The sequence below is a fragment of the Bradyrhizobium sp. TM233 genome (assembly GCF_036247965.1).
Taxonomy (GTDB): domain Bacteria; phylum Pseudomonadota; class Alphaproteobacteria; order Rhizobiales; family Xanthobacteraceae; genus Bradyrhizobium; species Bradyrhizobium ottawaense.
This window is the reverse complement of the sequence record NZ_BTIG01000001.1, coordinates 143,945-158,019: the sequence shown is the minus strand read 5'-3', so window position 1 is coordinate 158,019 and position 14,075 is coordinate 143,945. Positions and strand designations below refer to the sequence as shown.

Sequence of the window (14,075 nt, the reverse complement as noted above, 5' to 3'; positions counted from 1 at the left end):
TCACGCGAACCGGTATCCACTTCGCTCGAAAACGCTTTAGGAGATATCCATGATGCTGCAGGGTTGGCGCTGGTACGGGCCCGATGATCCCGTGTCCTTGGATGACGTCAGGCAGGCCGGGGCGACGGATATCGTCTCGGCGCTGCATCAGGTGCCGATCGGCGAGGCCTGGACCCGCAAGGCGGTCGAGGAGCGCAAGAACTTTATCGAGCACGGCCAGCCCGGCCGCTCGCAACTGACCTGGTCGGTGGTGGAATCGATTCCGATCCCCGACGACGTCAAGCGGCTCGGCGGCAAGGCGACGCGCTCGATCGAGGCCTGGATCGCGAGCCTGGAAGCTGTCGCGGCCTCCGGCATCAAGATCATCTGCTACAACTTCATGCCTGTGGTGGACTGGTGCCGCACCGACCTCGAATGGGAGATGCCGAACGGCGCCCGCGCCATGCGCTTCGACCAGGACCGCTTTGCTGCGTTCGAGCTGCATATCCTCAAGCGCCCGGCTGCCGTACAGGACTATTCGCCCGAGCAGCAGGCGCGCGCGAAAAAGCTGTTCGACCAGATGAGCCAGACCGACATCGACTATCTCGTCATGGTGATCGCCAGCGCGCTGCCCGGCTCGACCACCGAGCCGATGACCATTCCGCAATTCCGCGACCGGCTCGAGACCTATCGCGACATCACGCCAAAAATCCTGCGGCAGCATCTCGCCGAATTCCTCGCGCGGGTGACGCCGGTGGCCGAGCAGCTCGGGGTGTCCTTGACCTTGCATCCGGACGACCCGCCGAGGCCGCTGTTCGGCCTCCCGCGCATTGCCTCCTCAGCCGACGATTATCAGGCGCTGTTCGACGCCGTGCCGTCCAGGGCCAACGGCATCTGCCTGTGCACGGGCTCGCTCGGCGTGCGCGCGGAAAACAATCTGCCTGAGATGGCCGAGCGCTTCGGCCCCCGCATCGCCTTTGCCCACCTGCGCGCAACCAAGCGCGAGGCCGACGGCCTGTCGTTCTACGAATCCGATCATCTCGACGGCGACGTCGACATGGTCGCGGTGCTCAAGGCGCTGCTGAAGGAGAACGCGCGGCGCGCGCCGGACAAGCAGATCGTGTTCCGCCCCGATCACGGCCATCGCATGCTGGACGACCTCGCGGCGACCAAGCGCACCAACCCCGGCTACACCGCGATCGGCCGCCTCCGCGGCCTCGCCGAGCTCCGCGGCGCGATCCGCGCGATCGAGCATCGGTGAGGGTCAAAGCTCTTTCCACATTGTCATTGCGAGAGGGGTGCTTGACCCTGACCCGGCCTGCTTGATGGCGCGCCGCCGTCGCGATCAACCCATGGCGAAATCGGCCGCCGTCTCGGCGTGAATGGCCGTGGTGTCGAACGTCTCCACCGTTGTGTCATCAGGGCCGACCAGCATCGTGATCTCGGTGCAGCCGAGGATGATGCACTCCGCGCCGGCGGCGACCAGCGCCGCCATCACGTCCTGGTAGCGGCGGCGGGAGGGCGCGGTGACGGTCCCCAGGCACAGCTCGTCGTAGATGATGCGGTTCACGTCGGCGCGTGCGTCGGCGGGAGGAACCAGCACGTCGAGATCATGCGCGCGCAGCCGGTCGATGTAGAAGTCCTCCTCCATCGTGAACTTGGTGCCGAGGAGGCCGACCCGACGGTATCCCTTCGCCCGGATCCGTTGCGCGGTCGCGTCGCCAATGTGGATGAACGGAACGCTCACGCCGGAGATGATGTCGGGCGCCAGCTTGTGCATCGTGTTCGTGCACAACACGATCGCGCGCGCGCCGGCGCCTTCGAGACGCCGCGCGACCTCCGCGAGGCTCGCCGCTGCCTCCGCCCAGCGGCCGGCGTACTGCATCTGCTTGATCGCCTCGAAATCGTAGGAATACAGCAACAGCGGGGCGGAATGCAGCTTGCCCATGCGACCCCGGACCCGCTCATTGATCAGCTTGTAGTAGAGCGCCGTGCTCTCCCAGCTCATGCCCCCGATCAGGCCGATGGTTTGCATTCCGGTGTCCTCGACAATTTGGTTCAGCCGGATCGTAAACGAAGACGCCGAAGCCCGGTAGCCATCGCTTGATCGCGGCGGCTTGGTGGGCGGAGCCTTCGTAGCCCGGATGGAGCGAAGCGCAATCCGGGGCCGCTCGCCCGGCATCTCTTACCGTCCTGGATTACGCTGACGCTCCATCCGGGCTACGCCATCGTGGCTGTGTCGCCTTCTGTCAACCCACCGTCGCGAAAATATTCCACTTTACCGAAATTCGGTTTCGGCGTATGTGTCGCCCATCCTGATCCGGCGAAAGGGGCGGTCGTACGTCGTCACGAGCCGCGGATCGGGGAGCGGTGGACGCGGCAGCGTCGTGCACGAGAAGCGGGAGCAGGGCGGGCGAACCCCGTGAGGTCCCGGCGGCGTGCGGACGAGCGGCGCTGATGCGTACGGCCAAATCGCGTGGTCCTGGCTGTCGTTGCTACAGCCAAGCCTTGCGGAGGTGCGCCAAGCCCGACCGGGCGAAGCGCATCGTCAATCCGCGAGGTGACGGAGGCAAGCAGGAACTCGTCTCCGGGGAGAGCGCGCCATACGCCGTCAAACATCGCGCAGGGAAGGCCGGATGATCGGCTGCCCTGTGTCTCCCTCGTGCATTGCGTGTGCAATGTGTTCGCACGGGGGTCTTGCGGGTGCCAGCCGGCACCCGGCCTTCCCTGCGCCCTTTCTGTTAGAGGGCGCGATGGAGAGCAAAACTCGGGCGGAAACGCCGCGAGGAGGAGAAGCATGTCCGCGCGTCACAAACCAGCATCGTAGGGTGGGCAAAGCGCAAGCGTGCGGTGCGCCTTTGCCCATCCCACGGCACTCGCAGCTCTCGTGCCCCGGACGCAGTGCAGCGGCCCGGACGATGTGCAGCATCGTCCGGGGTGGTGCCCTGCAGAGCCGGGGCCCATCTCTCGGCGTGCTGTGCCGGCTCTGGGTCCCGGCTCTGCGCCGCAACGCCATAAGCGCGTTCACGCGCGTCTTCGACGCGCTATGCGCGTTGCGGCGCGTCCGGGACACGCAGGCGGCGATATGTCGACCGCCATCCTTCCATCAAGCCCGACGAATGGGCGGTCGTGCAAACGGCACCGACGGGCATGACGTCTGCGCAGGCTAGGAGAACCCTTTCGATCTTGCGTGCCCACCCGGCCTGTCCTACGCAGTCTCCGAATAAGTACGCATCGCCAAAGCCTTGAGGAGTCGTCATGACCATCCGCAACAGCCGCACCGGGGGCCAGATCCTGATCGATCAGCTCGTCGCCCAAGGCGTCGAGCGCGTCACCTGCGTGCCGGGCGAGAGCTATCTGGCCGCGCTCGATGCGCTGCATGACAGCCCGATCGACGTCATGATCTGCCGCGCCGAGGGCGGCGCGGCGATGATGGCGGAGGCCTACGGCAAGCTCACGGGCCGGCCCGGCATCTGCTTCGTCACCCGCGGCCCCGGCGCGACCAATGCCAGCCACGGCGTCCACATCGCGATGCAGGATTCGACGCCGATGATCCTGTTCGTCGGCCAGGTCGACACCGGCATGCGCGAGCGCGAGGCGTTCCAGGAGCTCGATTACAAGGCGGTGTTCGGCACCATGGCGAAATGGGCGGTCGAGATCGATCGTCCCGATCGCATTCCGGAGCTGGTGGCGCGCGCCTTCCGCGTCGCCATGCAGGGCCGTCCCGGTCCCGTCGTGATCTCGCTGCCGGAGAACATGCTGACCGAGACCGCCGCCGTTGCGGATGCCATGCGCATCGAGCCTGCCGTGAGCTGGCCCGCGCCGGCCGACATTGAAAAGCTCGGCGCCATGCTCACCGGCGCCAAGGCGCCGCTGGTCATCCTCGGCGGCTCGCGCTGGACGGATGAGGCGACCAAGAGCATCGCGCGGTTTGCCGAGCGCTTCGACCTGCCGGTCGCAACCTCGTTCCGCCGGGCCTCGCTGATCGACGCCGACCATTCGCATTATGCCGGCGATCTCGGCATCGGGCCGAGCCCGGGGCTGAAGGCGCGCATCGATAACGCCGATGTCCTTCTTCTCGTCGGCGGCCGCATGTCGGAGATGCCGTCCTCGTCCTACACGCTGCTCGACATTCCGAACCCGCAGCAGAAGCTGATCCACGTGCATCCGGGCTCCGAAGAGCTCGGCCGCGTCTATCAGCCGGCGCTCGCGATCCAGGCGACGCCCGCGGCGTTTGCCGCCGCCGTCGAGACGCTGAAGCCTTCAGGCGCGGTGGCCTGGAAGGGCGAAGCGGCCAAGGCGCACGCCGATTATCTCGCCTGGACCGAGAAGGCGCGCGAGCTGCCGGGCACGTTCCAGTACGGGCAGGTCATGACCTGGCTGCGCGACCGCCTGCCGAAGGACGCCATCGTCTGCAACGGCGCCGGCAATTATGCCGGCTGGATCCATCGTCATCACCGCTTCCACAGCTTTGCCTCGCAGCTGGCGCCGACCTCGGGCTCGATGGGCTACGGCGTGCCGGCGGCGGTTCTCGCCAAGCGGCAATATCCGGATCGCACCGTCGTCGCCTTTGCCGGTGACGGCTGCTTCCTGATGAACGGTCAGGAGTTCGCAACCGCCGTGCAGTATGACGCGCCGCTGGTCGTGATCGTGGTCGACAATTCGCAATACGGCACCATCCGCATGCACCAGGAGCGCGACTATCCCGGCCGCGTCGTCGGCACCCAGCTCAAGAACCCTGACTTTGCGATGTACGCAAAAGCGTTCGGCGGCCATGGCGAGCGCGTCGAGCGCACCGAAGAATTCGCGCCGGCGTTCGAGCGCGCGCTCGCCTCCGGCAAGCCGTCGATCCTCCACTGCATCATCGATTCCAGGGCGATTTCGGTCGGCAAGGACTTTGCGCCCGCGGTGAAGGCGTAAGCGATGTCTGGGCGCCGCCACGTCGCCATCATCGGGGCCGGCGCGGTCGGCGTGATCAGCGCCATCGAAGCGCTGCGCGAGGGCCATCGCGTCACGCTGATCGATCCGGGCGAGCCCGGCGGCGAACAGGCGGCGAGCTACGGCAATGCCGGCTGGCTCTCCTCGCATTCGGTGATCCCGCCGGCCGAGCCAGGCATCTGGAAGAAGGTGCCGGGTTATCTGATGGACCCGCTCGGGCCGCTCGCGATCCGCTGGTCCTATTTGCCGAAGGCGCTGCCCTGGCTGATCAAATATCTGCTCTCGGGCTGGACCGAGGCGCGGGTCGAGACAACGGCGTTTGCGCTGCGCGACCTGTTGAAGGACGCGCCGCTGCTGCACCGGCAGCTCGCGGAAGAAGCGGGCGTGCCTGAACTGATCGAGCGCAATGGCGTGATGCACGTGTTTCCGTCGCGCGGCAATTTCGACAATGATCTCGGCTGGCGCCTGCGCAAGAAGGTCGGCGTCGAATGGCTGGAGCTCAATGCCGACGAGATGCGCCAGCGCGAGCCCGATCTGCATCCGCGCTACACCTTTGGCGTGGTGGTGGAGGAGGCCGGCCGCTGCCGCGATCCCGGCGCTTATGTTGCAGCCCTCGCCAATCATGCGATCGCGAGTGGCGCCGAGCATGTGCGGGCCAAGGCCACCGGCTTGAGGTTGAATGGCGACAAGCTCGTGGCCGTTCTCACCGAGACCGGCGAGATCGCCTGTGATGCCGCGGTGATCGCCGCCGGCGCGCGATCGAAGCAGCTCACCGCATCGGTCGGCGATCCCTTGCCGCTCGAGACCGAGCGCGGCTACCACGTCATGATCGAGAACCCGGAATCAGGTCCGCGCAGCTCGATGATGGCGTCGGATGCCAAGATGGTGGTGAACTGGACTAACAGGGGCCTGCGCGCCGCCGGCACCGTCGAGATCGCCGGCCTTGAAGCCGCGCCGAACTGGAGGCGCGCCGAGATTTTGCGCGACCACCTTGTCAGCATGTTTCCAAAACTGCCGAAGGACATTCCGGCCTCGCGCATCAAGACCTGGTTCGGCCATCGGCCGAGCATGCCCGACGGGCGTCCCTGCATCGGCCATGCGCGCGCCTCGCGCGACATCGTCTATGCCTTCGGCCACGGCCATGTCGGCCTGGTCGGCTCGGCCCGTACCGGCCGGCTCGTCGCCCAGCTCCTCAGCGGCAAGCAGCCTGAAATTCCGCTGGCGCCGTTCGCGCCCGAACGTTTCCTCTGAGGTCGTTGCCTTCGTCCACGCAGCCCCGGTATATTGAGCTGTGTCCGGGCATCAATGCAGCTGATGAAGAGCAACGTGGAACTGGCTTCCGACAGCATCGTCGATCGTGTCTATGACCAGCTCAAGGCGATGGCCGTGAGCTACGCGTTCAAGCCGGGCGAACGGCTCAACGAAGGCGAGCTGGCCAAACGCCTCGGCGTCAGCCGTACGCCGCTGCGCGAGGCGCTCAACCGTCTCAACACCGAGGGTTTCCTGCGCTTCGCGCCGGGCAAGGGTTTCTTCTGCCGCGAGCTCGACGCGCGCGAGATCTTCGATCTCTACGAGCTGCGCAAGTCGATCGAGGTCGCCTCGATCCGCCTCGCCATCAAGCGCGCGCGGGATGAAGATATCGACGCGCTGCTGAAGTTCCTCGAAGCCACCGGCCCCGATCCCGGCGAGCGCTCCTCGCTGGAGCAGGTCGAGCTCGACGAGACCTTTCACGAGCGGCTGATGGCGATGTCTGATAATGCCGAGATGCTGCGCGTGCTGCGCAACGTCAACGCCCGCATCCGCTTCGTGCGCTGGATCGACATGGACCGCGTCAACCGCTCCAGCACGCAAGGCGAGCATCGCGCCGTGGTCGAAGGCCTCAAGGCGCGCGACGAGGGGACTTGCGTTTCAGTGCTGGAGAGGCACATCGACCGCCGCCTCGACCGCATCACCGCCGCGATCAAGGAAGGCTACGCGCAGATTTACATGCCGGCGACGACGCGGTCGGCGGCGAATTGACGCCTGACACGGCGTTCGGCTTTCAGGAGGCGCTCACATGAAGCTCAAGGATAAGGTCGCCGCCATCACCGGCGCGGCGCGCGGCATCGGCAAGGCCTGCGCGAAGAGATTTTTGGACGACGGCGTCAAGGTCGTGATCTCGGACGTCGATGCCGATGGCCTCGCCGCGACGGCCGCCGAGCTCGCGCGTCCCGATGCCTTGCGCACCGTCGTCGGCAATGTCGCCAAGCGCGCGGATGTGGATCAGCTCGTCGCCACCGCCGTGAAGGAATTCGGCCGGCTCGACATCATGGTCAACAATGCGGGCGTCGCCCGCAACCGGGACATCCTGGAGATCTCCGAGGAGGAATTCGACGAGATCATCGGCATCAATTTGAAGGGCGCGTTCTTCGGCGTGCAGGCCGCCGCCAAGCAGATGATCGCGCAAGGCGGCGGCGGTGTCATCATCAACATGTCCTCGGTGAACGCGCTGTTGGCGATCCCGGCGCTGGCAACCTACGCGATGTCCAAGGGTGGCATGAAGCAGCTGACCTCGGTCGCCGCCGTCGCGCTCGCCCCGCACAACATCCGCGTCGTCGCGGTCGGGCCGGGCACGATTTTGACCGACATGGTGGCATCGTCCATCTACACCTCGGAGGACGCCCGCAAGACCGTGATGTCCCGCACGCCAGCCGGCCGCGGCGGCGAGCCGAGCGAGGTCGCGTCGGTCGTGGCGTTTCTCGCCAGCGACGATGCGTCCTACATCACCGGGCAGACCATCTATCCAGATGGCGGCCGGCTGATTTTGAATTACACGGTGCCGGTGAAGGAGAAGTAGGACTCTCACTCCGCCGCAACCGTCATCCCGTAGCCTAGCCGCTTCGAGATACCGCCGGCGCAATCCCGCAGCGCGTGCGCGATCGGGCTGTCCCAGCGTGCATCGAACGTGCCTTCCGGCCCCATCGCGGTGATGACCAGCGCGACATGGCCGGAATGATCGAACACCGGCGCCGAGAACGCGTTGACGCCGGGCAGGGGATCGCCGAGCGCGCGGGCGAGGCCGTGCTTGCGGACCTCGGTGAGCATCTCGGCGACCTTCGGGCCCTTCACGGTGCGCTTCGGATTGTAGCCGACGCCGTGACGATCGAGCCCGCTCTCCAGCGCGGCGTTGATGGTCTTCTCCGGCAGGAACGCCGCGAAGGCGCGGCCTGTGGCCGTCTCCAGCAGGGCCATCACCGAGCCCACGCGCATCACGATGTGGACCGGCTGGGCCGGCTCCTCGAGCTGGACCACGGTCGGGCCATGCGTGCCCCAGACCGCGAGCGAGACCGCGTGGCCGATCTGGCTCGCGAGCGCGGCGATCTTGGGCCTTGCGATGTGCACGCCGGAGAGCCGGCGCAGGCTGATGAGGCCGAGCTCCAGCGCCAGCGCGCCGATCTCATAGCGGCCGGTGGTCTCGTCCTGCTCGATCAGCCCGATACGGGAGAAGCTGGCGAGATAAGGGTGCGCCTTGGCCGGCGACATGCCCGCCTCGCGCGCGAGATCGCGCAGCATCATCGGCTCGCCGCACCTTGCGAGCGCACGGAGCAATTCTCCGCCGACCTCGATCGACTGGATGCCGCGGCTTTCTCTCTTCATGCGCCTCCGATGCGCTTGGCTTACGCCGCGTCGCGCTTGGCGGCGCTGTCGGCGAGGTGTCGCCCGGCAATGTAGCCGAAGGTCAGCGCCGGCCCAAGCGTGATGCCGGCGCCGGGATAGTTGCCGCCCATGATGCTCGCCATGTCGTTGCCGGCGGCATAGAGGCCGGGGATGACGCGGCCCTCGGCGTCGAGCGCGCGGGCGTTCGCGTCGGTGACGATGCCGGCATAGGTGCCGAGATCGCCGATCACCATCTTGATGGCATAGAATGGCCCGGTCTCGATCGGCGCGACGCAGGGGTTCGGGCCGTGCATCGCATCGCCCTGGTAGCGGTTATACGCCTTCGAGCCCTTGCCGAAGGCGGCGTCATAGCCTTGCGGCGCCGTCGCATTGAACTGCGCCACGGTCTCGGCAAACGCCGTGGCGTCGATGCCGGCCTTCGCCGCGAGCGCCTCCAGCGTGTCGCCACGCATGAGATAGCCGGTATCGAGGTGATGACCTAGCGGCATCGGGAAGGGCGGCACGCAGCCGAGGCCGTATTTGCGCAGCGTCTTATGATCGCAGACGAGATAGGCGGCGATCTCCTCGCCAGGCTTGGCCGCCTTCACCATGGCCTGGACGAAGTCGTGATAGGAATTGCCTTCATTGGCAAAGCGCTTGCCGTCCCGCATCACCGCAATCACGCCCGGCTTGGCGCGGTCGATGAAATGCGGCATCACGCCCTTCGAGCCGTCCTTGCGCGTGGTCAGCGACACCGGCACCCAGGCCGCCGCGTTCGGCAGGCGATCCTCGATATGCCCGCCGGCGGATTCTGCGAGACGCAGTCCATCGCCGGTGTTGCCGGTGGGGCCCGGCGAGAAATGCTCGTTGCCGGTCGGCGCGTGCGGAAACATTTTTCTGCGCCGCTCGACATCATGTGGAAAACCGCCGCAGGCCAGCACCACGCCTTGCCTTGCACGAACGCGCACGTTGCGTCCCTCACGCGAAACGATGGCGCCGGTGACCGCGCCGTTCTCGACCGTCAGCTCGCGCACGGGCGCGGACAGCCACATCGGAATCTTCAGATCCTGTGCGGATTTTGCCAGCCGCCCCGCCAGCGCATTGCCATTTGTCAGCGTCATGCCGCGGCCGTAGCGCAGCACGTCCATCAGGTGGCGCGACAGACGTTTTGCGACGTAAACCGCCGAGGTCAGCGATTTCGTCACCCGCATGAAATGGATGATCTCCTTGCCTGAGCCGAGCATCATGCCGAACACGGTGAGCTCCGGCAGCGGCATGCCGAGTGTCTTGATGAGGTCGCCGAGCTCGCGGCCGTCGAACGGACGCGTCACCATGGAGCGGCCGCCTTGCGCGCCGCCGGGTGCCTCGGCGTGATAGTCGGGAAACACCAGCGGCATGTCGAAGCGGAGCGCGGTCTTGGTGGTGAAGAAATCGACGGCTTCAGGGCCAGCGCTCAGGAATGCATCGACGCGCGCGGCGTCGTAATTGTTGCCGGCCTCGTGCCGCAAATAGGTGCGGGCCTGCTCCGGCGCCTCGGCGATGCCATAGGCCTTCGCCAGCGAGGTGCCGGGAATCCAGAGCCAGCCGCCGGAGCGGGCGGTGGTGCCGCCGAAGCGCGGCTCCTTCTCGACGATGAGGACATTCAGGCCGCGATGGCGCGCTGTGATCGCGGCCGACATGCCGGAGCAGCCTGATCCGGCCACGAGCACATCGCACTCGTAAGTCTCAATTGCGCTATGCTCGCTGCCGGTCATCTCAGCCTCACTTCTTCAGGAGCGGACATTTGGATTCGGAGACCGGGCGGAAGGCGTCTTCGCCCTTCACGGTCTTGACGATGTCCAGATAATCCCACGGCTCTTTCGACTGTTCGGGCGTCTTCACCTTGGCGAGATACATGTCGCGGATGACGCGGCCGTCCTCGCGCAACTTGCCGCCATGGACGAATGTATCCTCGATCGGCAGCTCGCGCATCCTGGCCATCACCTTGGCGGAATCGTCGGTGCCGGCCGCCTTGATGGCCTTGAGATAATGCAGCACCGAGCCGTAGACGCCGGTCTGGATCATGGTCGGCATCACCTTGGTGCGCTCGTAGAACTTCTTGGACCAGGCGCGCGTCGCCTCGTCCATGGCCCAGTACGAGGCCGTGGTCATGTAGGTGCCCTGCGCGGCCTTGAGGCCGATCGCGTGCACGTCGGTGTCGAACATCAGGAGGCCGACCAGCTTCTGGCCGCCCTGGACGAGGCCGAACTCGCCGGACTGCTTGATCGCGTTGTCGGTGTCCTGGCCGGCATTGGCGAAGGCGACGACGTCGGATTTCGAGCTTTGCGCCTGGAGCGCGAAGGAGGAGAAGTCCGCCGTGTTGGTCGGATGCTTCACCCCGCCCAGGACCTTTCCGCCCATCTCGTTGACGAAGCGCGTTGCGTCCTTCTCCAGCTGCTGGCCGAAGGCATAGTCGGCGGTGATGAAGTACCAGGACTTTCCGCCCTCCTTGATCACGGCGGAGGCGGTCACCTTCGACAGCGCGTAGGTGTCGTAGGTGAAGTGCACGGTGTTCGGGCTGCACAGCTCGTCGGTCAGCGAGCTTGCGCCGGGACCGGAGAGCAGCGCGACCTTGCCCCGCTCGCGCACCATGTTGTGGACGGCGATGGCGATGCCGGAATTGGGGATGTCGACGACGGCGTCGACCTTGCCGTTGTCGAACCAGCCGCGCACGATCTGCACGCCGACGTCGGTCTTCATCTGGTGGTCGGCGCTGATGATCTCGATCGGCTTGCCGAGCACGGTCGGGCCGAATTCCTCCACCGCCATTTTCGCGGCCTCGACCGAGCCCGGCCCTGAGTTGTCGCGACCCCAGCTCGACAGATCCGTCAGCACGCCGATCCGCACCGCGTCGTCGGAGACTTGTGCAGTGGCCGCTGTGGTCGTGGCTGCCGAAGTCATGGCCGCGAGCATGGCGCAGGCCAGAAAGCTTCTCATCGTCGTTCCCTCTTTTTTATGGGCCGCTTGGCGGGCCGGTTATTGTGGCGGTAAATTAGATATAAGCAAATGAGTTTGTCAATAACGAATGGGGGTGCGGGCGGGTTCCTTTGGGGCGGAAGACGCGCCTCTGTCTCGGCATCGTCACTGCGAGCGCAGCGAAGCAATCCAGAATCTCTCCGCGGAGACATTCTGGATTGCTTCGTCGCAAGTGCTCCTCGCACTGACGGGTGTGGGAGCAGCCGCGCCAGATACTCTCGCGTCCCGGACGCGCTGCAGCGCTCTTGCGCTGCTGCGCAGAGCCGGACCCATGCCGCACGGGAGTGCTCCGGGAAGCGTGGGCCCCGGCTCTGCAGCGCATCACGATAGCGCGTCGAAGACGCGCGTAGACGCGCTTCCGGTGCTGCGCAGCGTCCGGGGCACGAGAGCGATCAAATGCCTCCGCAGGTTGCAACCGCCATCGCGATTGGCCATGATGCTCTCCGGAATCTCTGGGGCGGGGCATGACGGCAGCAACGGGAGTCTCCGCTTCGGCGGAGAAATCGACGACGGCGCATGTGGTGTGGGCGAGCGCGCTCGGCACCGCCATCGAGTGGTACGACTTCCTGATCTACGGCACGGCGGCGGCGCTGGTCTTCAACAAGCTGTTCTTCCCGAGCTTCGATCCCTTCGTCGGCACGCTGGCGGCGTTCTCGACCTACGCGGTCGGTTTCGTGGCGCGGCCGATCGGCGGCGCCATCATCGGGCACTACGGCGACCGGCTCGGCCGCAAGACGATGCTGGTCGCGACCATGATCGCGATGGGGCTCGGCACCTTTCTGATCGGCTGCCTGCCGACTTACAGCCAGATCGGCGTGTGGGCGCCGATCCTGCTCATCGTGCTGCGCTTCGTCCAGGGCATCGGCTTAGGGGGCGAATGGAGCGGCGCCGTCGTCATGGTGATCGAGCACGCCGGCAATCGCCGCGGCTTCTACGGCAGCCTGGTGCAGATCGGCTTTCCCGTGGGCGTTGCCGCATCGACCGGCATTTTCGGCCTGATGACCAAGCTGCCCGAAGCCGATTTCCTGAGCTGGGGCTGGCGCGTGCCGTTCCTGATCAGCATCCTGCTCGTCGGTGTCGGCTTCATCGTGCGGCTCAAGCTTGCGGAGACGCCGCACTTCAAGGAGGTGGTCGAGCGCAAGGAGGTGCTGGCGCAGCCGGTGCTGGAAGTGCTCCGCCGCGACTGGCGCAGCTTCCTGCTTGCGATCGGCATCACGGTGTCGGAGGTCGGGCTCGCTTACCTCCTCACCGTCTTCACCGTGGTCTACGCCACGACGAAGCTCGGGCTGCCGCGCCAAGTGATCCTGGATGCCGTGGTCTATGCCGCCCTCGTCGAGTTCGCGACGTTGCCGCTCGCCGGCTGGCTGTCCGACATTTTCGGCCGCAAGGCGCTGTATCTCGCCGGCGGCGTGTTCTCGGTGGCGCTGGCGTTTCCGCTGTTCTGGTTCCTCGACAGCAGGGAGCCGGCGCTGATCACGCTGGCGCTCGTCGTCACGATGACGCTGACGCATGCGCTGCTGTTCGGGCCGAAGGCGGCGTTCATGCCGGAGCTGTTCCGCACCCAGGTGCGCTACAGCGGAGCCTCGCTTGGGGCCAATGTCGCGGCGGCGCTGAGCGGCGGCTTCTCGCCGTTGATTGCAGCTGCGCTGCTGGGGTGGGCCGGCTCGTACTGGGCCGTGTCCGTCTACATCATCGCACTCTCGATCATCACGATCGCTTCGACGCTGATGGCGCCGGAGACGGCGCGGGACGCGCTGAGATCCTGACGCCCGGCGCCCGCACCTGGGGGCGGGTGGCGGCCCGAAAATTTTTTCTGACCGGCCCCCTTGAAAGCTATTCCTGAATTTCTAAGTCGTTTTTCGCCGCGAGAGCGGTGTGCCGGACGCCAGATCGGGTCCGGCGCGGGCGCCGGGCCGGTGTTCGGATCCTGTCTGATACCGTGTCCTGCGTTCCTTCGTATCCATCTTGCTCTCAGGAGGACTTGGTTATGAGGACCAGTTTCGACTTCGCACCCCTGTGGCGCTCCACCATCGGCTTCGATCACCTGGCCGATCTCGTCGACAGCACGCTGCGCCAGGCGACCGAGGACAACTATCCCCCCTACAACATCGAACGCTCGGGCGAGGACCATTACCGGATCAGCCTTGCGGTGGCGGGCTTCGGCGCCAGCGACATCACGGTGACGGCTGAACAGAACGCGCTCACGATCGAGGGCAGGAAGCCCGAGACCGCCGCGCGGGAATACCTGTACCAGGGCATCGCCGCGCGGCCGTTCCGGCGCGTGTTCAACCTCGCCGACTATGTCCAGGTGAAGCAGGCCGCCTTCCAGGACGGGCTCTTGCTCATCGATCTCGTCCGCGAGGTTCCGGAAGCCGCGAAGCCGCGCCGGATTCCGATCGCGGGCGCCGCGCCTGCGGCTTCGCAGATCGAGCAAAAGAAAGCGGCCTAGACGCTTTCGCCAGAAGCGGCGGCGCCGTGCGCCGCCGCTTGATCATCAACATACCCAT

The 14,075-nt window shown here is 66.2% G+C and carries 11 protein-coding genes; 7 read left to right on the top strand and 4 right to left on the bottom strand.

Translation table 11 applies throughout. The features are described from left to right. Positions 1-49 precede the first annotated feature (49 nt). On the top strand, positions 50-1,240 hold the full coding sequence (gene uxuA / locus AABA86_RS00710; RefSeq protein WP_338305420.1) for a mannonate dehydratase: 1,191 nt from the start codon (positions 50-52) through the stop codon (positions 1,238-1,240). Positions 1,241-1,324: 84 nt separating this feature from the next. Here uxuA and AABA86_RS00705 read toward each other — a convergent pair whose 3' ends face one another. Beyond that, the gene (locus AABA86_RS00705; protein ID WP_338305418.1) at positions 1,325-2,014 is read right to left on the bottom strand and encodes an aspartate/glutamate racemase family protein; all 690 of its coding nucleotides are present in this window, start codon (positions 2,012-2,014) and stop codon (positions 1,325-1,327) included. A gap of 1,223 nt (positions 2,015-3,237) precedes the next feature. Here AABA86_RS00705 and AABA86_RS00700 point away from each other — a divergent pair. The 4 genes from AABA86_RS00700 to AABA86_RS00685 all read left to right on the top strand — a co-directional run bounded on the left by AABA86_RS00700 (position 3,238) and on the right by AABA86_RS00685 (position 7,753). Further along, on the top strand, positions 3,238-4,899 hold the full coding sequence (locus AABA86_RS00700; protein ID WP_212248269.1) for a thiamine pyrophosphate-binding protein: 1,662 nt from the start codon (positions 3,238-3,240) through the stop codon (positions 4,897-4,899). A gap of 3 nt (positions 4,900-4,902) precedes the next feature. Beyond that, positions 4,903-6,168 carry an NAD(P)/FAD-dependent oxidoreductase gene (locus tag AABA86_RS00695; protein WP_338305417.1) on the top strand — a complete coding sequence of 422 codons (1,266 nt, stop codon included), beginning with the start codon at positions 4,903-4,905 and terminating at the stop codon, positions 6,166-6,168. Positions 6,169-6,231: 63 nt separating this feature from the next. Next, positions 6,232-6,936, top strand: coding sequence for a GntR family transcriptional regulator (locus AABA86_RS00690; protein WP_338305416.1), 705 nt, complete (start codon positions 6,232-6,234; stop codon positions 6,934-6,936). A 37-nt stretch (positions 6,937-6,973) separates the two neighbouring features. Further along, complete coding sequence (locus tag AABA86_RS00685; RefSeq protein WP_338305414.1) at positions 6,974-7,753, top strand: SDR family NAD(P)-dependent oxidoreductase; 780 nt, start codon at positions 6,974-6,976, stop codon at positions 7,751-7,753. Positions 7,754-7,758: 5 nt separating this feature from the next. On the opposite strand, the gene AABA86_RS00680 is transcribed toward AABA86_RS00685, so the two are convergent. The 3 genes from AABA86_RS00680 to AABA86_RS00670 are packed head-to-tail and all read right to left on the bottom strand — an operon-like array spanning position 7,759 to position 11,529. Further along, complete coding sequence (locus tag AABA86_RS00680) at positions 7,759-8,553, bottom strand: IclR family transcriptional regulator (protein WP_338305413.1); 795 nt, start codon at positions 8,551-8,553, stop codon at positions 7,759-7,761. 20 nt (positions 8,554-8,573) lie between these two features. After that, on the bottom strand, positions 8,574-10,307 hold the full coding sequence (locus AABA86_RS00675) for an FAD-dependent oxidoreductase (protein ID WP_338305411.1): 1,734 nt from the start codon (positions 10,305-10,307) through the stop codon (positions 8,574-8,576). 7 nt (positions 10,308-10,314) lie between these two features. Beyond that, positions 10,315-11,529, bottom strand: coding sequence for an ABC transporter substrate-binding protein (locus AABA86_RS00670; protein WP_212248263.1), 1,215 nt, complete (start codon positions 11,527-11,529; stop codon positions 10,315-10,317). A 503-nt stretch (positions 11,530-12,032) separates the two neighbouring features. Here AABA86_RS00670 and AABA86_RS00665 point away from each other — a divergent pair. Further along, positions 12,033-13,334 carry an MFS transporter gene (locus AABA86_RS00665; RefSeq protein WP_338305410.1) on the top strand — a complete coding sequence of 434 codons (1,302 nt, stop codon included), beginning with the start codon at positions 12,033-12,035 and terminating at the stop codon, positions 13,332-13,334. A gap of 221 nt (positions 13,335-13,555) precedes the next feature. Continuing rightward, positions 13,556-14,017: an Hsp20 family protein gene (locus AABA86_RS00660; protein WP_338305409.1), complete on the top strand. Its 462-nt coding sequence runs from the start codon at positions 13,556-13,558 to the stop codon at positions 14,015-14,017. Positions 14,018-14,075 lie beyond the last annotated feature (58 nt).

Coding starts and splice junctions, on each gene's coding strand:
- uxuA (WP_338305420.1), top strand. CDS start 50: ATGATGCTGCAGGGTTGGCGCTGGTACGGGCCCGATGATCCCGTGTCC.
- AABA86_RS00665 (WP_338305410.1), top strand. CDS start 12,033: ATGACGGCAGCAACGGGAGTCTCCGCTTCGGCGGAGAAATCGACGACG.
- AABA86_RS00685 (WP_338305414.1), top strand. CDS start 6,974: ATGAAGCTCAAGGATAAGGTCGCCGCCATCACCGGCGCGGCGCGCGGC.
- AABA86_RS00690 (WP_338305416.1), top strand. CDS start 6,232: ATGAAGAGCAACGTGGAACTGGCTTCCGACAGCATCGTCGATCGTGTC.
- AABA86_RS00695 (WP_338305417.1), top strand. CDS start 4,903: ATGTCTGGGCGCCGCCACGTCGCCATCATCGGGGCCGGCGCGGTCGGC.
- AABA86_RS00675 (WP_338305411.1), bottom strand. CDS start 10,307: ATGACCGGCAGCGAGCATAGCGCAATTGAGACTTACGAGTGCGATGTG.
- AABA86_RS00680 (WP_338305413.1), bottom strand. CDS start 8,553: ATGAAGAGAGAAAGCCGCGGCATCCAGTCGATCGAGGTCGGCGGAGAA.
- AABA86_RS00670 (WP_212248263.1), bottom strand. CDS start 11,529: ATGAGAAGCTTTCTGGCCTGCGCCATGCTCGCGGCCATGACTTCGGCA.
- AABA86_RS00660 (WP_338305409.1), top strand. CDS start 13,556: ATGAGGACCAGTTTCGACTTCGCACCCCTGTGGCGCTCCACCATCGGC.
- AABA86_RS00700 (WP_212248269.1), top strand. CDS start 3,238: ATGACCATCCGCAACAGCCGCACCGGGGGCCAGATCCTGATCGATCAG.
- AABA86_RS00705 (WP_338305418.1), bottom strand. CDS start 2,014: ATGCAAACCATCGGCCTGATCGGGGGCATGAGCTGGGAGAGCACGGCG.